This is a genomic window from Pseudoalteromonas sp. SG44-17, assembly GCF_014164235.1.
Lineage (GTDB): Bacteria > Pseudomonadota > Gammaproteobacteria > Enterobacterales > Alteromonadaceae > Pseudoalteromonas > Pseudoalteromonas rhizosphaerae.
Genome location: NZ_JACJEV010000001.1, coordinates 256,953 through 277,196 on the forward strand (window position 1 = coordinate 256,953; position 20,244 = coordinate 277,196).

Consider the following 20,244-nt stretch of genomic DNA (forward strand, 5'->3'; position numbering starts at 1 on the left):
CGCCGATTATAACCACTCTACTATTCTACGAATAAAGAATGGTGGGTCATGATGGACTTGAACCATCGACCAATGGATTAAAAGTCCACTGCTCTACCAACTGAGCTAATGACCCGCTCTGCTGTTGCAACTAAATGCAACCAAACACTAATACGTAAATCCGCCGATAAAAGACCATTCTATAACTTGCTAATGAATGGTGGGTCATGATGGACTTGAACCATCGACCAATGGATTAAAAGTCCACTGCTCTACCAACTGAGCTAATGACCCGCTCTTTTTGCCGCAATTTGAGTGGTTGAACCATTCGTTTGCTGCGGGCGCTTATAATACTTATTTAAAAAATGAGTGCAACAGAAAATGTCTCTTTTTTTAAGTTTTTATGTCTAGCTGACCAATTTTAGACCGCTTATGACAAAAAGCAGTCTAATCAAGCTGATTCTACATTTTTGAAAGGCGATCAGTGGCCAATTTTGCAGCAGTTGTACTTGGGTATTGGTTAAGCAGATCCTGAAAGGTTTTTGATGCTTGATCGGCTAAACCTTGCTCTTGCAATAAAGTTCCAAGCTTTAACATTGCATCTGGACGCTTATTTGAATTTGGAAATTCATTTACAACAACTTTAAAATGTTCCGATGCTTTTACTGCATCATTTTTAATTGTCAGCAATTGCCCTAACCAATAATGAGCGTTGGACGCATAAACAGAATTTGGATACGTTGTTAAAAACGTTTGAAACTCTGGAATTGCCTGATCGTAGCGCTTGTCCTTCATAATTAATGCCACTGCACGCTCGTAAGCCTCATTCTCAGACAGATCCGAACTAATAGCTTGCGATGCAACAGGCTCTGCATATTGCTCTGTACTGGGTTGCGAGTAAGCTTGGCTCACGCGATTTTCAATTTCTTGATACAGCTCACGTTGGCGTTGCAGTACTTTCTCAAGCTTATAGGTCTGTTCTTCGGTGATCCCGCGAACTTGACTCACTTCATCTTGCAGCATATTTAGCTGTTGCTGTAACTCAACTTGTAATAAATTTCTCGACTGCATCATACTTTCAAGGGCAGCAAGGCGTTTTTCTATACTCGATTGTGAACTCGCAGCTTCTGAAACAGGAGCGGGAGCAGCCCAAACTTGGGTGCTCCCGCTCAATATCATGGCTGCCAAAATAATTTTCGGCTTCATAATGTCTCTAATTTAGTAAACTAGTACCGCACGGCGGTTTTTAGCGAAAGCAGATTCAGTGCGTGATTTAACCATCGGCTTTTCTTCACCGTAGCTCACTACTGACATTTGGCTTGCAGAAACACCTAAACTTTGAAGGTATTTTTCAACTGCTTGGCCACGATGCTCACCCAATGCGATATTGTACTCAGGTGTACCACGCTCATCTGCATGACCTTCAATTAGTACTTTAACTGATGGATTCTTTACTAAAAACTCAGCATGAGCTCGAAGTAATTCACCGTACTGACCTTGAATCGTCGCTTTATCAAAATCAAAGTAAATTACTTGCTCTTGACGTAATGCTTCGTATTTTTGAGTGAGTTCTTCTTGTGCTTTTTGATCAGGTGTTAATGTTGCCACTTCAACAGTGTCATTATTAGCTGTTTGCTCAACTGTCGCTTGATTTGATTGATTTGCTGCACCTTCGTCGATATCTGAAGATGAGCTACAAGCTGCTAGAGTCATAACAGGCACAGCAATTAGCAGGCCTTTAAGTATTTTATTAAGTTGCATTGAGTAGATTCCTATATTGAGTAAACCAGCAAATATTACTGTAAATAAGGCGACCACGCGGGTGCCTTTACTTGTCCATTTAGCACAGGTAAACGTGCTTTAAAACGACCGTCCATTGATACCAGCGCTAGTACCTGCTTATTATTATGTAGCGTGCTATAAATAATCATCGAGCCATTAGGTGCGATACTCGGTGATTCATCTAGACGCGTTCGAGTTAATACTTGAAACGCTCCAGTAGCCAGCTCTTTCTTAGCAAGATGGTACTGCCCGTTAGTACGGTTAACCATCACTAATTCTTTGCCATCAGGGGTAATAGAACCTGCTAGATTCATATCACCATCAAAGGTCATTCGTTGTGACCTACCTGTTTGTAAATTTAACTTATAAATCTGAGCATTACCACCCCTTTCCGAGGTAAACACGATATCTTGACCATTCGGATGCCAAGACGGTTCAGTATCTATACTACGGTGGCGAGTAAGGCGTGTTTCTTTACGTGTAGCTAAATCTAACATATACACTTCTGTGGCACCGTTTCTGTCTTTTGACAGTACTAATAATAGTTTTTTACCGTCAGGTGAAAACTGTGGCGCACCATTGATACCTTGATGGCTGGTAATGATTTCACGCTTACCAGTGTATAAATCTTGCATATAGATTTGGCTTTGACGATTTTCAAACGTCACATAAGCTAATTTAGTACCATCAGGTGACCATGCTGGAGACATTAACGGCTCTTGAGAGCGTAATAAAACTTGTTCATTAAACCCATCGTAATCAGCAACAACAAGCTGATAAGGTTTTGGTTCGTCATCACGCACAATGACGTAAGCAATTTTTGTTAAAAAGGCACCGCGCTCACCGGTAAGTTTTTCATAAATAACATCACTAATACGATGAGCGTAGCGTCTAAACCCAGATTCGCTTATCACACTTTCGCGTGCTTCTTGAACATGATCTTGATTTTTAACTAATTTACCATTGCTCATCATTTGCGTTTCACCGCCGGTGATTTGGCCGCGGATAACATCAACAAGCTCATAACGTACCAAATAACGGCCATCTGTTTGCTGTTCAACTTCACCAACTAAAATTGCTTCAACACCCTTATTTACCCACGCACCATAATCTATATCTGCATTTTTGCTTGGCAGCTGTGGCATTTCGTCAACACTAATTGGTTTAAATTTACCACTGCGCATCAAATCGGCAGCAATAACATCACTGAGCTTTTGTGGAATTGGCCCAACACCTTTATATTTAAAAGGGATGATGGCTATAGGGCGTGCACTATCAACACCTTCTGTTATGACTATTTCAAGCGCAGCATTTGCAACACTGGTAAAGCCAAGAACTAAAATTAAACAAACTGTTTTCAACTGATTGAACATATAATTCCTTTAAAATTGTGGCTTGATCGTTAAGTTAATATTTTTTAATTGCTCAAACACGTCTTGATCTTTAGATACCGGCAGTGTTTCAGCCATACGAACCGCCCTTAGCGCCGCTTCGCATACTAACTTATCACCACCTAAAGATTTCACTTGTGTGACCAGACCATTAAAACCTAAGCGAATATTCACACGGCATTGTTGGTTTTTCATTTTTTCATCAATTAATAAATTTTGCTGAATACGCGCCATAATTAATGCTTTGTATTTATCAACCTCAGTGCCGACCTGTTGCTGACGCAATTTATTTCGCGCGGCTTGCTCCGTGGCTAACTGCTCTTGCAGCATTTGCTCTTGTAATGCTTTTTGACGCGCCTCTTCAGCAGCTTCTGCGCGTTTTTTAGCGGCTAACTCTTCACGTTTGCGGTCGTCTTCGGCTTTTTTTAATGCCTCTTCTGCCTGTTTACGTTTCTCAGCTGCCGCTTTTGCAGCTAACTCAGACGCTTCTTTTTGCTTTTCAGCCTGCTGCGCTTTTTCACGTTCTTTTTGCTCTATTTCACGCGCTTTTTTAGCCTGTGCTTGCGCTTGTGCCGTTTCTTTCTCTTTTGCTCGGCGCTCTTGCTCTAGCTTCTTAATTCGACGATCTTCAGCTTCACGTTGTTTACGTGCATCAGATGCTCGGCGCTCTAAATCACGAATGCGTTTATCTTCAGCACGTTTTTTATCATCTTCTTTGCGTTTCAACTCAGCAATTTTTTGTTCAACCATTTTCTGGTCAACAGTCACTGCTGAAACAGCATTTTCAGCATCAGGCATAGCCTTGTTCAAGGTGACTTCCATTACTTTAGGCGGTGAAGTATGAAAACTCGCGGTTCCTACCAGAACGCCTATTATAGCGAGGTGCAATAACACTGATTTTAATACTGAAGCACCCATATTAGTTTTTATTCCCTTCAAACGACTCAGTCATTAATCCAACTGAAGGTACACCGGCATTTTTTAAGAAATCCATCAATAATAATACTTCTTGATACGATACTTTACCTGAGCCTTTGATCATCACTGGAGTTTCTGGGTTTTTCATCAGTTGCAACTTAATAACAGCGGCAACATCTAATGCTTCCATCGGTTCTTCTGGATCAGTACCAATACTGACATAGTACTTACCTTGTGCATCAATTGAAGCAATGATCGGTGGCGTATCTTTAGTATCGACTAAATCTGATTCTTCCATTTTTGGCAAATCAACTTTAACACCATGAGTGATCAAAGGCGCAGTAGCCATAAAAATAATCAGTAGCACCAGCATTACATCAATGTAAGGAACTACGTTTATCTCTGCAACAGGACGACGCTTCTTACGCTGATACATTCGCTTTTGCCTCTATTTGGGTAGCTGCTTGACGGTGTAAAATATTTGCAAACTCTTCCATAAAGTTAATGTAGTTAGATTCTAGCTTTTCAACTCTATTAGCAAAACGGTTGTATGCAATAACCGCAGGAATAGCTGCGAATAACCCCATAGCTGTTGCAATAAGCGCTTCAGCTATACCTGGGGCAACCATTTGCAAGGTTGCTTGCTTAACTTCGCCTAACGCGATAAAGGCATTCATAATGCCCCACACAGTCCCAAACAAACCAATGTAAGGACTGATAGACCCCACTGTTGCTAAAAACGATAAACTTGATTCTAATTTTTCGATTTCACGAGATAACGCAACTCGCATTGAACGATGCGTCCCTTCCATTACAATGCTAGCACTTTGAAAAGAGTTTTTCTTATGGCGAGCAAACTCTTTAAAGCCTGCTATAAATAATGCTTCAACGCCGGTTGAGCTACCGCTACGCGATGAGATCTCATTGTAGAGTTTACTTAAATCAATGCCTGACCAAAATTTTTGCTCAAATCGCTTAGTATTGGATAATGCATCTGAAATTGCTTTTTTGCGCTGAAAAATAATTGCCCATGACATCACTGACATACCTACTAATGCCAGCATAACTAATTGCACAAGAAAACTTGCTTCTAGAATTAAATCTAAAAAATTAAGCCCTGAACCCACATTAAACTCCTAATAAGATTTCTTGTATAAATAACATTTCATTATACGCTAGGTATATGACCGAAAAAATGGCCAAAAGTTGCAACTAGTGTATCGATTCAGCTCAGTACTGACAACGCTATTGCTGTGAATTAGCAACAAAAAACGTTGAAGAGCAGGCTGACACCATTTTTATAACCTTATTAGTCAATCTTAACGCAACTATTTAAGACTGGGCTGTTAAGGTAAATACATGCTGCGGTGCTTATTTATAAACAAAAACTGTGTAAAACACCCCGTTTATTCACTCTTAATGAATAAACAAGCATAACTGACTGTAAGCATGGTCAATGCAACAGTTTAACTAATCTATAAAAAAAACACTCAAACAAATAAAACATCACAAATTCAACAAATTAATATATTACCGTGAACTTTATGAACAAAAATAAAGCGTTCATAAAAATCTTGCTATTAGTTTTTTTTATCTGAAAATTAAATTTTTCTAGTTTGAACAAAAACCAACTATTGCGTATTATTCTCCCATACCGAGCTAGCGCAGCAATGAATACTTCATTCAGCCCAGTTCTTTGCAATATGATTCTGATTTTTCGTATTGCTATGCTTAAAGTCTTCTTGATAAAACTTGATGAATTTAAGCAGTGTTACTTAGATTACTTCCTTCAACTTGTTGTTTGCCCGCATTTTATGCGGGCTTTTTTTTGTCTGCAAATCACGCACAGCACTACCTCGCTATGGCGCATACAATATCGTTTACAAACTTAACAGCATGTGAATTGTATTAGCCCAAATAACTAAATAATCTAAACTTTAAGTAATATGCTAATCACGCGATTAACTTAAACACAGCAAAATAGACATTTGAATAGTGGCTAAAAGAACAGTATAGAAGATGTGAGAGGTGAGTTTGCAGCCATACGCACGCATACAGCTACAATAAATGTACTTTATTCTTGTTTGGGTAATAAGCCAAAGTGATGATAGGCGTTATCAGACACAATACGCCCTCTTGGCGTACGTTGGATAAATCCTTGCTGGATGAGGTAAGGCTCGATCACATCTTCAATGGTTTCTTTTTCTTCACCGATAGCGGCGGCTAAGTTGTCTAACCCTACCGGACCCCCCATAAACTTTTCAATGATCGCGAGTAAATATTTACGGTCCATATAATCAAAGCCGCTTTTATCGACATCAATCATATTAAGTGCCAGCTCTGCCACTTCGGCATTTACAGTACCGTCTGATTTAACTTGCGTGTAATCTCGTACCCGGCGTAATAATCGATTAGCGATACGTGGCGTACCACGAGAGCGTTTAGCAATTTCAATGGCACCTTCATCACACATGGCTAAATTTAAATAATGAGCAGAACGCCCCACTATAGTCGATAAATCTGCCACCGAATAAAACTCTAAACGCTGCACAATACCAAAACGGTCTCTAAGTGGTGAAGTTAACGAGCCTGCGCGAGTGGTTGCGCCAATTAAGGTAAAAGCGGGTAAATCGAGCTTAATGGAACGAGCTGCAGGCCCTTCACCAATCATTAAATCGAGTTGATAATCTTCCATTGCAGGATAGAGTATTTCTTCAACTTGCGGGCTTAGCCTATGTATTTCATCAATAAAAAGTACATCGCCTTCTTCTAAATTGGTCAGTAGTGCGGCTAAATCACCGGCTTTTTCAAGCACTGGGCCCGAGGTTGTTTTAATACTGACATTTAGCTCATTGGCAACAATGTTTGCTAGTGTGGTTTTCCCCAAACCCGGCGGACCAAATATTAATAAATGATCAAGCGCTTCACCCCGACTACGTGCAGCTTCTATAAATATTTCCATTTGCTGTTTAACATGGGGCTGACCAGTATAATCGGCTAATAGTTTTGGTCTAATCGCGCGATCGACTACATCTTCATTACTTTGTTCAGTCGCATCTATTAAACGATCCGCTTCAATCATGGTTTACTCACAACATTGATTTTAGAGATTCTTTGATCAGAACCTCTGTAGACATACCAGGCTTGGCCACTGATTTTACTGTTTTTTGTGCTTGCGCCAATTTATAACCTAATGACACTAACGCAGAGATTGCATCATCTGCCGCATTATTAGCAATAAGTGCGTCAGAGGCGGGCTCTATAACTGCATTATCACTAAATGGCGTGAATAAGTCATTACCCCAATCTTTTAATCGGTCTTTCATTTCAAGTACCAGGCGCTCTGCGGTTTTTTTACCCACACCTGGCAGTTTCACTAAACTGGTGGCATCTTCGTTATTCACACAGCTAACAAATTGCTTAGCCGACATCCCTGAAAGTATTGCTAATCCGAGCTTTGGCCCAACGCCATTGGCTTTTAATAGCTCTCTAAATAATGCTCGCTCAATTTTATTATTAAAGCCAAATAATAACTGGGCGTCTTCTCTTACTACAAAATGAGTATACACAATGGCATTTTCGCCAATGTTTGGTAAATCATAAAAACACGTCATCGGCATGTTAACTTCGTAACCAACACCGCTTACTTCAAGCAAAATTTCTGGCGGTTGTTTTTCTACTAAGATGCCATTTAAGCGACCTATCATGTTATTTCCTTAATCGTCCTCTAACGGTTTTACTGGCACTGCCCGCTAGTTTTATTAAATTTTGATCGGAATGAGCATGGCATATCGCAATGGCTAATGCATCGGCTGCATCCGCTTGCGGTGTGCCTGGCAATTTTAAAATATTTTTAACCATATGCTGCACTTGCGATTTATCGGCACCACCGTGCCCTACCACCGCTTGTTTAATTTGCCGCGCCGAGTATTCAAACACCGGTAACTCAGCCATTGCCGCACCAACAATTGCAGCTCCTCTGGCTTGGCCTAATTTAAGAGCTGAATCAGGATTATGCGCCATAAATACTTTTTCAATGGCAAAATGATCGGGAGAGAATTGTTCGATTAGTTGACTGATCCCCTGATAAATCATTTTTAATCGAATAGGAAACTCGTGATCGGCCAGTTTTATACAACCGCTGCCTAAATAAGTAAATTTAGCACCTTGATGGGCAATCACCCCATAACCGGTTAATCGTGAGCCAGGATCAATCCCTAAAATAATAGCCAATACTTGCCCAATCAGTGTAAATAGTTAAGTACGCTAATAATGCCAGAGCACTGTATAAATTACCAGTGCATTATTGGCATAAAAAAGCCCGTAAAAACGGGCTTGTTTACTTGCTAACCTTTTAGGCTAAAGAGCGTAGTAACCCTTGGGTATTTTTACGCATGGTTCTAGCTATCATAAAGTAGCCCAGTGATGCCACAAACACACCACCCACTAATGGTCCAATAAGCCAAATATGCGGGTGCAGCTTACCTGCTAAGTCAAACATCTCACGTTGCACTATTAATAAAGCCACATCACTGACCAACGCAGCGACAAAACCAGCAGCGCTGCCCAGCAATAAAAACTCATATAAAGTGGCATTTTTTATTAGCCGCCCTTTGGCGCCTAAGGTACGCAATATGACAATTTCCTGCATCCGTTCACCAAGGCTTGCTTGCACTTGCGAAATTAAAACCAAGCCACCACACATCACCACTATCGCCAGTACAAATCCAATTGCCAGCGATACTTGCGAAATAGTAGAACGTATTTGTTTGACAAAGCTGTCAACGTCGATGGCGTTGATTGTCGGGTAGGCACGTAGTAGCTCACTAAAATCGCGTTTTTGCTCGGCTTCGATACGCACTGATGAAATATACGTCGCAGGAAAATCAGCCAGTACATCAGGGCTTAATATAATAAAGAAATTAGGCTTTAAAGTAGCCCAATTAACTTTACGAACACTGGTGATTTTGGCATCAAATGACTGGGCGCCAATCAAAAATGTTAGCGTATCACCCAGTTTCACATCTAAACGTTCTAGCATAGATTCTTCGATGGATACCTCAGCGGTGGCATTGTCGCCAAACCACTGCCCGTCTATGATCTCATTTTGCACAGGGACTTGCTCTAACCATGTAAGATTTAGCTCACGGCCAATACCTGCGCGTGCTTCTTCGTCTTTCTTCTCGTTGTCTTGCAATGAGACTTCGCGAGCAACTAATTCACCGTTAACAGCGTTTACGCGACCACGAATAGTCGGATAGAACTCAGATACTTGAATATTTTTTTGCTCTAAAAAGCTTGTTACGTCTGGCAATTCAGTTTCGGTTATATTGACTAAAAAAGCATTCGGCGCGTCGCTTGGAAGTTGCGATTGCCAATCTGCGATCATATCGTTTTTCAGCACCACTAAAAATAACAATAGCTTTATTGCCAACGAAAAACTGATCAACTGTACCGCATTAGCATTGGCACGTTTTTGCAACGAAGCAATCGCTAATGACCAACTATTCCCCGGGCGCAATCCTAGTTTACGTCCGCTGCCAAAGATTAACCGCGATAATACAAATAGTATTGCAATCAAAATTAAAGTGGAGACAAACAAAATAGCGGTAATTTTAAGGTTATTACTAAACAACCACATTAATAAAAAGACTGTTAAGCCCGACATCGCTAAATGCACTTTACTTACTAATAGCTTATCGCCTAAGTTACGGCGTAATACCCTAAGCGGTGGAATATCAAATAAATCTAATAACGGCTTGATTGAAAACATCACCGCACAGATAACGCCAGTACTAATCGCCACAAACCACGGTTTTATACCCGCAGCAGGAAGAGTATTGTTCATTGATTTAGCTAAATAACTAGTAGCTATCTCTTGTAAACCATAGCCAATGGCTAAGCCAAGTATGACCGACAAAGCACACACCAGTGATAAATGCAGTAAGTAAATTTTGCGAATTGTCGATCGGCTACCACCTAAGGTTTTCATCATCGCAACTGGGTCATATTGGCGTTCGCAATAACGCTTTGCAGACACGGCAATCGCCACCGCCGCTAAAATAATGCCCAATAATCCCGCTAATAATAGAAAGCTTTCAGCGCGGTTTAAGCTATTTGCAATCGGCGACTGTCTGTCTTTAACACCATACCATTGCTGATTTTCTTTCATTTGTGGTTTTAGCCAGCTATAAAAGTCAGTAAGGTTACTCTCATCCCCTGCATACAACTGACGGTAAAAAACACGGCTGCCCGGCTGGATCACTTCAGTTTTGTCTACATCTTGGTTATTTAACAACACACGACGACTACTTGAAAAAATATTAAATGGTGCATCTGGCTCTTCCACCAATACTTTTTCAATATTAAATTGCGCAGCGCCAAGCTCAACCGTATCACCTACTCTTACATTTAGTGCATAAAATACCGATTCACTAAACCACACATTACCAACAGTTGGCCCTTGCGTAGCCACTTCAACCTCGCCGGTTAAGCTGCTTTTAACTTTTAGTTCGCCCTTAAGTGGGTAATGCTCAGACACCGCTTTTACTGAGCTTAATTGCATTTCGTCATTAGCAAACAACATAGTATCAAAGTAAGTGAGCTGTGCTGTTTGTAAGTTGTATTCGCCTGCTGTTGTTAAATATTCACCCGGTAATTCATGGTTGCTTGCCAACACGCGATCAGCGGCAATAAAGGCACTGCTTTTTTGTGCAATGCTTTGCCCTATGCGATCAGTCACCATAGAAAGCGTTAGTACTGTTAATACTGCCAACGCTATGGCCGCACAAATCACCGTGAGTTCACCACGGCGAAATTCACGGCTAAATAATTTTAATGCTAATTTAACCCACATTCGCCACAGCCTCATTGGTATTTTTAACTAATTGACCCGCTTCAATTTGTAACACATGCTGGCACTTTGCTGCTAACGCCTCGTCATGTGTGACTAAAATCAACGTCGTGCCATGAAGCTGATTAAGCTCGAATAACAGTGACTCAATTAACTTACCATTTTTGCTATCAAGATTTGCTGATGGCTCATCGGCGAATAAAATCTTTGGTGTGCCAATAAATGCGCGAGCAATCGCTACACGCTGCTGCTCACCACCAGACAATTGCGACGGATAATGCTCAATTCGATGACTTAAACCTACTTTTTCCAGTAGATCGAGTGCTTGTTGCTTGGCATTTTTTTCACCAGCGAGCTCTGCCGGTAACATCACATTCTCAAGTGCTGTTAAACTCTGTACCAACATAAATGATTGAAATACAAAACCGACTTTTGCAGCTCTTAATGCCGCACGCGCTTCTTCATCAAGTTCATGCAGCGGCTCACCATCTAAATAAATTGATCCCTGAGTCGATTGGTCAAGCCCGGCGAGCAAACTTAATAAAGTTGATTTACCTGAACCCGAGGTACCAACTACAGCAACTGAGTCTCCAGACTTGACATTAAAGGTGATGTCACTGAGGATGGGCAAATCCCCTTCAAGGGTATTAACCGTTTTAGAAAGACCTTTAACCTGAATGATATTTAATTGAGATAGCGCTGACATATGATGTATTCAATCCTACGTTTTATTTTCGTTTTACTATTAGTAATCAAACCACTTAGTGCGGCAGCTGACAACACAATTTTAATTTTAGGTGATAGTTTAAGCGCCGCCTACGGCTTAAAACAAGAGCAAGGCTGGGTTAAACTGTTACAAGATAAGTACGACAACGAGCAAGCACCAATCCAACTTATCAATGCCAGTATCAGTGGCGAAACCACCGGTGGCGCACTGCGTCGTTTAGACGCCCTACTTAATGAGTTTCAACCGAGCCATGTACTTATAGAGCTTGGTGGTAACGACGGCCTGCGTGGCTTTCCAATTAAACGCCTAAAAGAAAACCTAGCCAGTTTAGTGAGCAAGAGCAAACAAGCTGATGCCAAAGTAGCGATTATGGAAATACACATCCCGCCTAACTATGGTCCACGTTATACCGGATTATTTACCGCTAGTTTTGCTGAGGTTGCTGGTGCCACAAACAGCCATTTAATGCCATTTTTTATCTTGAATGTCGCTGCTGATAATAGCCTGATGCAAAACGACAACATACACCCTAACAAAACTGCTCAACCTATACTACGAGATGTGATGTATAAATCGATCAATGACTGGATAAATAACTAAACATCCTCATAAAATGATTTATTTCACTCAGTACGTGCAATAAATGTTCAAACAAACAAAAGCTTATTGATTTTTGAAAAAATATACGTACTATTGCTTGCAACGTCGGTATGTAGCGCAGCTTGGTAGCGCACTGTCATGGGGTGGCAGGGGTCGAGAGTTCGAATCTCTCCATACCGACCATTTAATTTATTTAAGTATTAAACACTTATAATTTAAATAAATTATAAGTAGCTTCACTGCTTACAGCTAATTCAGCTCGCTCATATGTGTAGTTATTAGATAAATCACTTTAATATGTAACAACATCCCTATCTTTTCCCTAACACACTAATGTGTAGCATAACTCTTAATCGTAAAACTTAAAACGTCAATTGATAACACAAGGCTCTAGGTGTAGGATTAAATGAGTTGCTCATTTACGATGATTAAATCTCATAGTTTAAAATTATCAATAACTACTAATAAGCCAAAAGATTGCAATACTAATCATCATCAACGCCGAAATCCTGCCTAATAATTGACCTTGCCCTCGAGCTAGTAGCAATCTGTTAATTTTTTGGCCTCCATAAGCATAGATGAGTAAATTTAAGCATTCAATTAGTGCGATCAAGCCTGTAAAAAGTAACGTTTGTAGACCCGATGGCAAAGCTGAGTTCATAAAAGGTGGCAGCAATGTCATTAGAAATAACCAGGACTTAGGGTTTGAAATCGAAACTAAGAAGCCGCGCAACATTAAATCAATGTTATCACTGTCAACTTGCACTGTAGCTGCATTAACTTTTGCATCCAGCCAAACATTAATACCCATCCATATAAGATAAAAAGCACCAACATATTTGAACAATTGCATAGCTGCGGGAAATTCAACCAGCACTTTGGTATAACCCAGTAGGGCTGTTAGAGCAATAAGTGATACCCCAAAAACCTCACCAAAAATGACCCAAACTGCCCTTTTTACGCCCAAGCTGGCACCGTAACTCAGGGCAAGCATCATAGACAAACCTGGTGACACTGAAATCAGGAAAAAGGTCGGAATAAATATCAACAACAACGCCCAATCAGACATCATGCTTCTTTTACTCGCTCAAGCACACCGGTCATAGACCTTAGGTACTTCAGTGCCTCAAAACTGAACCCCTGCTCGGCTATCCATGACTCGCTAAATGGCGGATAAATTAGTGAAGCGCCCTCATTGACTCGCTTTACCCAGTCTGGATTACCTAATGCGGCAGTACCAATAGCCACTAAATCTGCGCCACCAGCCAATGCCAACTTAGCGTCTTTTTCATCTTGAATTTTTCCTGCTACCATCATAGGAATATTGGCTGGATTAGCTTTACTTAACTCAGTCAACAAGTCAGTGCCAACCTTGCCGTTAACTGATTTAAAAGTATTGCCCATTGAATAATGCACATAATCAATTTCCTCAGCTGCCAGTAAACGGGTGACAGCTAACTGATTTTCTAGTTCGATCCCAACCACATTGGCATAACTTTCTGGCGATAGACGTACGCCTATCAGGAACTTACGTGGCATACGTGCACGAATCCCTCGCACTATTTCGATCAAAAACCGAGCTCTATTTTGTATACTGCCTCCCCACTGATCAGTGCGTCGATTAACTTGGGGATTGAGGAAGTTACATAGTAAAAAATTATGTGCTGCGTGCAATTCAACACCATGTAAGCCTGCGTCATAAGCTCGTTGCGATGATCGAACAAATGCCTCGATGAGCTCATGAATATCATTATCTTTCAGTTCCGTTACCCCCAGAGCATAACGGTCGCCTGGTTGCTCAGCGCTAGGCCCTGAAGGAGCACCTTCATTCAAATCAGGTAAAGCCCTTACTCCACCATGATGAAGCTGTACCAATACCTGCGCTTCATTTTCATCCGCTATTTTAGCTAAACGCGAAAAGGCATTCTGCTGCGAAAGCGTCATAAGTGCGGGTTGTCCTGACCAGCAACGACCACCAGGCAACACTTGAGTTGCCGCGGCAATAATTAAACCAAACCCGCCACGAATACAATTTGCAAGCCAATCAAGTTCAGCTTGACTTGGATCGCCATTGTCAGCACTCATGTTATGAGTAAGAGGCGCAAGTACTGCACGATTTTTAAGCTGCACTCCTGCTTGAAGAAATTCAAACGTATTATTTATATCTTTTTGCATGTCTTTAACCTGTTATGAAATGATATTTAGTACATTGTAACCAATGCCAAACAGGATATAATCAGAGCACCAGGAAATACATTAATGCCCAACAGGACATAACAATGAATAATCACAAAACAGATACTCTTTATCTTATGCGCCTGTTGGTCGCTATAGTTCGATTCGACTCGTTCGTCTTGGCGGCCGAGCATCTTGGCATAACGCCAAGTAAAGCCTCTAAAGACATTAAATATTTAGAACACACTTTAGGAACCGTATTACTCAACCGCACCACTCGAAAACTTCACCTCACAGATGCAGGTGAGCTGACCTTTAGCCAAGCAGAACAAATGATCACATTGCATGAGCAGTTAATTGATGGTTTACACAATCGACGCAACGCACTCAGTGGCGAGCTTCGCATCTCAGCCCCTACCTTGTGGGGTGAAATAATGCTCACGCCTATACTGCTTAAATTTCGCGCCGAACACCCTCAGGTACGTTTAATAACTGACTTCAGCAACCATAAATCTGACCTACATAGAGACAATATCCATGTGGTATTTCGCAGCACTGAGCTAAACAACGAACCCTATCTCGCTCGCTTCATTGCAAAAGATGAAATGGTATTGTGTGCAACTGACGCATACCTGTTACAGAATCCACCACTCAGTCATCCAGAGGACTTACAAGCGCATAGTCTAATCACTCGATGTAACGGATATTCACGCTATGAGCAATGGATCTTATTAAATGATGGCAAAGAGTTGATAGTGAATGTTGCCGGCGAATTGGCTTTTAGTGACAAAAAAGCAATCCACGCTGCGATGTTACAGGGAGTTGGAATAGCACAGCTACCTCGCTATCTAGTCGCCAGCAAATTAGAACAAGGAACAGTTCGTGAAGTATTACCAGCCTTTCGCCCAAAGGGCGCACGTTTTTACGCCCTTTATACCCAGCGACGCGCTGAGTCAGCCTTAGTGACTCATTTTGTAGAGTATGTTACTCAATCACTAGGTGAAAAACTAAATTAGCCGTAGAGTTGTATCTTACATAATATTTTTCTATTTTAAGTTATGCTGACTTTTTATGTATGAAAAGCAAATATATTAACAAAAACCACTAAGTAGAAGGATTTACTGATGCCAGGTGCCTTTGCACACATTACTGCGGCTAACTTAGCTACTGAGAATAACGCCCTGATTGGAATGAATATTCCTACCAAAGCAAAGCTGATATTAAGTCAAAATCAAAAATACCTTGAGTTAGGCTGTGTATCGCCTGACTACCCTTATTTAGCTGTGGGTAATTCAGAGCAAAATAAATGGGCTGATTTAATGCATTATCACAATACCGGTGATGTAATTAAAGAAGCAGTAAAGTATTGCAAAAATCTAGAGGGATCAGCGCAAGAAAAATGCTTTGCTTGGCTGTGTGGTTATATGTCGCATGTTGCAGCTGATATCACCATTCATCCGGTGGTCGAGCTTAAAGTGGGCCCGTATGAGCAAAACCAAACTGATCACCGCACTTGTGAAATGAATCAAGACGCTTACATTTGGCCAAAGTTAAACTTGGGTGAAATTGGCCTTGCTGAACGCGTTGAGCTGAATATCGGCTCGTGTACCAACCAGAATAATTGCCTTGATGAAAATATTAAACAACTATGGCAGCATGTTTTATCGCATATCCACCCAGATTACGCACAATCAGCAGCTCCTGACTTTGATGCGTGGCATTCAGGCTTTCAACTGGTTGTTGATCATGCTGAAGAAGGATATCGGCTTTTTCCATGGGCAAGGCATGTTGCGGCAAACAATGGGCTACTCTACCCTCGCCAAGATGAGATTAATTACACTTACATTGAGCAGCTTAATACTCCAAATGGCCCAATGCACTACGACGACATTTTTAATTTAGCGGTTAAAAATATACAGTATTTTATATCGATTATTGATAATGCTATTTTTAATGATGAAGAGTGCTGGCAAATTTGTAATTGGAATTTAGACAACGGTAAAGACGAAAATGGCAACTTAACCGCTTGGAATATTTAAAATGAAATACTTAACTCTAATCTTAGTAATTGTTTTATCTGTGGGCTGCTCTAGCCTAGCTAATGCACATGATCCAGAAAAGATGGCTGATCTTGCATCACAACTAAAAGATATTTCAGCCGCGGTTGATGGCACATTAAAGTTCAGCACCAAAACCTATACTGATCCGCAAGCATTACTAATGGCTGCTATCAACAGCAATAAAAACAACCTCATCCCTTTTGAGGGCTATCAGTTAAAAGTTTTCATTCAAGATAAAAATGCCGTTTTATTACTTTGTGAGGATGACATTTTACTTATTGAAGATGCCGGTTGTACTGCGCCATCCGATATCCAGCATTGGCAATCAATTGACACTCAAGCCTGTAAAGTTACTATCAACGCCAGCAAAATTTGTAAGCGTTAAAAAATTGCGATTTATTCTTTTTTATAAAGTTTAATTAGGCCAACTTATTTTTTAAATACAATGTTTACCTTCATTAATAAAAGGAATTTCAATGAATAACAAAATAACCAAGGTACTTATATTTTGTATCGCCCCCCTAATATGTGTATTTAACCTACACGCAGAGCCTTTGCTTTCCCCCTATCCAAGTGCCAAGCTGGAGAACTCCGTTATTTTAGCGGGTGAAGAAACTCGCCTTGTTACAAAGTTTGTTGCTACAGCTGAAAAGTCTCAACAATTTGAGTATAAAAAATTCATTGGTGATACAGGCCATTACGCTTATACGATAAAAAATGTTGCTTCGTTAAAGGTAACAAAAAATTATGAAAGTGCGTTAAGTGATGCTGGTTTTAAAGTGGTTTATACATGTTCTTTAAGTGATTGTTATTCAGGAGATAAACGTGAACAAAGAAAATTATTAGCTGAAAAGTCTAGCTACTTTAACCCTAGTAATCAATTCCAACAACCTCACTATATTTTCGCCACAAAAGGGGATGAGTCCCCCGATGCTGCTATTTCGTTATTTGTTGGTCAGTATAAAAATACGACGCGAGTATTATTAACCACAGTGGATATAAGAGACATTGAATCAGGACTTGTCACTGCCAATTTTGACGCATTTACCAAACACAATAGTAAACAGATAACCAAGGCACCGCGTAAAGATAAAGGGGGCTCAGCAGATCATCCATTAATAAGTCGCTACCCTAGTAGTTATATTGAAGATTACAAACAGGTTGATTATGAAGAATTCAGCATTCCTGTTGGTATTGTTGATACAAAAACTAACACACTCCCAATGCTAGACGTTACCGGAGACTTAACCCAAATTACTTATGTCGTAAACAGGGTGTCAACGCTAAAAATTTATCATAATTATCTAAGTGCTTTAGTAAAAGAAGGGTTTGAAACGGTATTCTCTTGTCAAAAAGATTCATGCAGTGGTAATACCAGAGATAGGTTAATCCGTGAGGATTTACAAAAGTTAGGGGATAAACTCGCTGTAAAACAAGCTTATAATTACTGGCGCCAACCTCGATACCAAGTTATGAAAAGTACTGTTGAGGGCCAAACTACCTATGTAGCTTTTTTTATAGGTAACTATGAAGGCGATTCTCGTATTCAGCTTGTAGTGATGCAGAGCGAGCCATTATTAACTGGGTTAATAGAGACAAATAGCGATAAAGTGTTAGAGCAACTTAAGCAAAAAGGTAAAGCCTCAATCTATGGGGTGTTATTTGACTACGATAAAGCGGTCATAAAGCCTGAATCTAAACAATCATTGGATGTCATTGCGCAAGTTTTAGAAAAAAATAAGGCATTGAGTTTGTATGTTGTTGGTCACACAGATGATAAAGGCTCTGCTGAATATAATTTAGACCTTTCTAAACGTCGGGCTGATGCGGTAGTTAAAGCTTTAATTGCTGACTATGGTATCGCTAAAACAAGATTAATACCTCAAGGTGTTGGCCCCTATTCTCCCGCAGCCACTAACAAAAACGAATTAGGTCGAGAGCTGAATCGGCGTGTTGAATTAGTCGAAAGGTTATCTGATTCAAAATAATTACGTATCGCGAAAAATGCATATTAACGCCATTGCCTTAATATGCATCTTTATCACCAATTAGGTACGAAGTTCTATTGCAAAGTGGTCACTAGGCTCGCATTGAAGACTAAGCCTTTATCTATAGTGGCTTTAAAACTGCAAAACGCGCCATTCACTAAACATAAATTGGGTGCAACATGTCCGATATCAGCGTCGATGATAACTGGGAATAAACAATTACCTAACGCAAGCTCAAGGGCTTGGTAATAATCAATGTCTTGCTCTGGAGAGCTAAGCAAAGCACTACGCCCCAGAATAATACCGTTAATATCAGCAAACACACCATTTAACCGCAAAGCCATTAAAGTACGGGCCACTGCTGTAGGTGAAAGCTCTGCATTTTCTAAATAAAGTAGTAAACCTTCTGGCGCATATGTTTGCTTAAAGTTATGCAGATCAAGATATGGAGAAGCCAGTAACACGTTAAGTGAGTCTAGACAGCCACCAAATAACCGCCCCGTCAGCTCTACTTGCCTTGAGTCTTGATAGTTTAGGCAGCGCCATTGACTCGGCTGAGTATAATCAAATAATGCATCTGGCTCTTTTGCGTAATCAATCACTTTATTCTGATAATACTTGGCAGGCACCTGTTCGAAATAGCTATTTTTCTCAAGCGCCAGAACATCAAAAACTTGCAAGCAGTAGTTGTCTTCCTCGTTAGGATGTAATTGCATTAGATTTGCAGCATGAAGTGTTACCCAACCACATCGCACTGTAAGCATACAGGCAAACGTGCTCACATCTGAAAAACCTACTAACCACTTTGGCTTGGCAGACTTAACCGCATTAAAATCAATATACTGAAGTATTTCCATGGCAAGCTCACCACCCCACGGCGGCATAATTGCGGCAATGCTGTCATCTAGTAAGAACGCCATTAGCTCATCAGCGCGTTGTTTTGCTGGGCTACTTTGTTGTCTTAAGCATTTACCCTCGACTACTTGGTAGCCACGGCGTGTTAAGCCAGAAAGTACGCGTTCCAAACGTGGGTGAAAGATGCTCTCAACACCGGATGAAAATGCGCAAATGGCAATTTTATCGCCGTTTTTTAATGCGTCAGGAAAAGTAATAGCTGTCATCAACATCTGCAAATTATCAATATGTTAGCTTAACGTACCCAATTTATTAAGAAATGTCGAGATTGTTTATGGCATAAAAAAACCGATGCAAGCATCGGTTTTTAAAAACGTGAAAATGAGTAAAGTAATTAAATGTACTCAACCTCAATGATTTCGTATTCCACGTCGCCTTTCGGGGTTTTAATGATCACAGCATCATCTGCTTGTTTACCAATTAAACCACGGGCAATCGGTGAATTAACCGAAATACGGTTATCTTTAATACTTGCTTCATCATCACCAACAATTTGGTATTTAACTTCAGCATCAGTCTCAACATTAACGATTGTTACTGTGGTACCAAAAATAACTTTACCCGTATTTGGTAGTTTAGTCACATCAATGATTTGTACATTTGAAAGCTTAGCTTCAATTTCTTGAATACGGCCTTCGCAAAAACCCTGTTGCTCACGCGCTGCGTGATATTCAGCGTTTTCTTTTAAGTCACCATGTTCACGTGCAACTGCAATATCAGATACAATTTTTGGACGGGTAACTGTTTTTAATTCGTTAAGTTCTTTGCGCATTAAATCTGCGCCACGAACTGTCATCGGAATTGTTTGCATACTTTTCTCACTTAATCCCAAGGCCGATAAACGGCCTTGGCACAT

At 40.5% G+C, this 20,244-nt stretch carries 20 protein-coding genes and 3 tRNA genes; 6 read left to right on the forward strand and 17 right to left on the reverse strand.

The annotated features are described in order from the left end of the window. Nucleotides 1-39: 39 nt before the first annotated feature. From H5182_RS01145 to H5182_RS01205, 13 genes are all read right to left on the reverse strand, one after another. A tRNA-Lys gene (locus H5182_RS01145) sits at nt 40-115 on the reverse strand. Nucleotides 116-197: 82 nt separating this feature from the next. Beyond that, nucleotides 198-273 (reverse strand) — tRNA-Lys (locus H5182_RS01150). A 168-nt stretch (nt 274-441) separates the two neighbouring features. Further along, on the reverse strand, nt 442-1,185 hold the full coding sequence (gene ybgF / locus H5182_RS01155) for a tol-pal system protein YbgF (RefSeq protein WP_182730648.1): 744 nt from the start codon (nt 1,183-1,185) through the stop codon (nt 442-444). Between the two features lie 12 nt (nt 1,186-1,197). Then, complete coding sequence (gene pal / locus H5182_RS01160) at nt 1,198-1,740, reverse strand: peptidoglycan-associated lipoprotein Pal (RefSeq protein WP_182759357.1); 543 nt, start codon at nt 1,738-1,740, stop codon at nt 1,198-1,200. Nucleotides 1,741-1,775: 35 nt separating this feature from the next. Continuing rightward, nucleotides 1,776-3,134: a Tol-Pal system beta propeller repeat protein TolB gene (gene tolB / locus H5182_RS01165; RefSeq protein WP_145233096.1), complete on the reverse strand. Its 1,359-nt coding sequence runs from the start codon at nt 3,132-3,134 to the stop codon at nt 1,776-1,778. A 9-nt stretch (nt 3,135-3,143) separates the two neighbouring features. Further along, a complete protein-coding gene (gene tolA, locus H5182_RS01170) occupies nt 3,144-4,070 on the reverse strand; it encodes a cell envelope integrity protein TolA (protein ID WP_145233095.1) in 927 nt (308 codons plus the stop codon). Nucleotide 4,071: 1 nt separating this feature from the next. Next, a complete protein-coding gene (tolR, locus tag H5182_RS01175) occupies nt 4,072-4,506 on the reverse strand; it encodes a protein TolR (protein WP_145233094.1) in 435 nt (144 codons plus the stop codon). Beyond that, a complete protein-coding gene (gene tolQ, locus H5182_RS01180; RefSeq protein ID WP_145233093.1) occupies nt 4,493-5,197 on the reverse strand; it encodes a protein TolQ in 705 nt (234 codons plus the stop codon). Before tolQ ends, tolR begins: the two co-directional genes overlap by 14 nt. A gap of 947 nt (nt 5,198-6,144) precedes the next feature. Next, nucleotides 6,145-7,152 (reverse strand): Holliday junction branch migration DNA helicase RuvB, encoded by a 1,008-nt coding sequence (gene ruvB / locus H5182_RS01185; protein ID WP_145233092.1) that lies wholly within the window; start codon nt 7,150-7,152, stop codon nt 6,145-6,147. Nucleotides 7,153-7,159: 7 nt separating this feature from the next. After that, on the reverse strand, nt 7,160-7,777 hold the full coding sequence (ruvA, locus tag H5182_RS01190; RefSeq protein WP_145233091.1) for a Holliday junction branch migration protein RuvA: 618 nt from the start codon (nt 7,775-7,777) through the stop codon (nt 7,160-7,162). Between the two features lies 1 nt (nt 7,778). Next, the gene (gene ruvC, locus H5182_RS01195) at nt 7,779-8,303 is read right to left on the reverse strand and encodes a crossover junction endodeoxyribonuclease RuvC (RefSeq protein WP_145233090.1); all 525 of its coding nucleotides are present in this window, start codon (nt 8,301-8,303) and stop codon (nt 7,779-7,781) included. Nucleotides 8,304-8,424: 121 nt separating this feature from the next. Then, a complete protein-coding gene (locus tag H5182_RS01200; protein WP_182759358.1) occupies nt 8,425-10,926 on the reverse strand; it encodes an ABC transporter permease in 2,502 nt (833 codons plus the stop codon). Then, the gene (locus H5182_RS01205; RefSeq protein WP_145233088.1) at nt 10,916-11,629 is read right to left on the reverse strand and encodes an ABC transporter ATP-binding protein; all 714 of its coding nucleotides are present in this window, start codon (nt 11,627-11,629) and stop codon (nt 10,916-10,918) included. Before H5182_RS01205 ends, H5182_RS01200 begins: the two co-directional genes overlap by 11 nt. Here H5182_RS01205 and H5182_RS01210 point away from each other — a divergent pair, their 5' ends adjacent. Further along, nucleotides 11,630-12,250 (forward strand): arylesterase, encoded by a 621-nt coding sequence (locus H5182_RS01210; protein WP_182759359.1) that lies wholly within the window; start codon nt 11,630-11,632, stop codon nt 12,248-12,250. A 106-nt stretch (nt 12,251-12,356) separates the two neighbouring features. Further along, a tRNA-Pro gene (locus tag H5182_RS01215) sits at nt 12,357-12,433 on the forward strand. 268 nt (nt 12,434-12,701) lie between these two features. Here H5182_RS01215 and H5182_RS01220 read toward each other — a convergent pair. Both H5182_RS01220 and H5182_RS01225 read right to left on the reverse strand, forming a co-directional pair. Then, nucleotides 12,702-13,322 carry a LysE family translocator gene (locus H5182_RS01220; protein WP_257326125.1) on the reverse strand — a complete coding sequence of 207 codons (621 nt, stop codon included), beginning with the start codon at nt 13,320-13,322 and terminating at the stop codon, nt 12,702-12,704. Continuing rightward, nucleotides 13,319-14,425, reverse strand: a complete 1,107-nt coding sequence (locus H5182_RS01225; RefSeq protein WP_182759360.1) for an NADH:flavin oxidoreductase — start codon at nt 14,423-14,425, stop codon at nt 13,319-13,321. The genes H5182_RS01220 and H5182_RS01225 overlap by 4 nt, the downstream gene beginning before the upstream one ends. A gap of 104 nt (nt 14,426-14,529) precedes the next feature. On the opposite strand from H5182_RS01225, the gene H5182_RS01230 reads away from it, so the two are divergent. The 4 genes from H5182_RS01230 to H5182_RS01245 all read left to right on the forward strand — a co-directional run bounded on the left by H5182_RS01230 (nt 14,530) and on the right by H5182_RS01245 (nt 18,473). Then, nucleotides 14,530-15,441, forward strand: a complete 912-nt coding sequence (locus H5182_RS01230; protein ID WP_182759361.1) for a LysR family transcriptional regulator — start codon at nt 14,530-14,532, stop codon at nt 15,439-15,441. Nucleotides 15,442-15,549: 108 nt separating this feature from the next. After that, a complete protein-coding gene (locus H5182_RS01235; RefSeq protein WP_182759362.1) occupies nt 15,550-16,464 on the forward strand; it encodes a zinc dependent phospholipase C family protein in 915 nt (304 codons plus the stop codon). A gap of 1 nt (nt 16,465) precedes the next feature. Then, nucleotides 16,466-16,870, forward strand: a complete 405-nt coding sequence (locus tag H5182_RS01240) for a hypothetical protein (RefSeq protein WP_182759363.1) — start codon at nt 16,466-16,468, stop codon at nt 16,868-16,870. Nucleotides 16,871-16,961: 91 nt separating this feature from the next. Further along, nucleotides 16,962-18,473: an OmpA family protein gene (locus H5182_RS01245; RefSeq protein WP_182759364.1), complete on the forward strand. Its 1,512-nt coding sequence runs from the start codon at nt 16,962-16,964 to the stop codon at nt 18,471-18,473. A gap of 74 nt (nt 18,474-18,547) precedes the next feature. On the opposite strand, the gene H5182_RS01250 is transcribed toward H5182_RS01245, so the two are convergent. Beyond that, a complete protein-coding gene (locus H5182_RS01250) occupies nt 18,548-19,594 on the reverse strand; it encodes a S66 peptidase family protein (RefSeq protein ID WP_182759365.1) in 1,047 nt (348 codons plus the stop codon). 128 nt (nt 19,595-19,722) lie between these two features. Next, nucleotides 19,723-20,199: a transcription elongation factor GreA gene (greA, locus tag H5182_RS01255; RefSeq protein ID WP_145233085.1), complete on the reverse strand. Its 477-nt coding sequence runs from the start codon at nt 20,197-20,199 to the stop codon at nt 19,723-19,725. Nucleotides 20,200-20,244 lie beyond the last annotated feature (45 nt).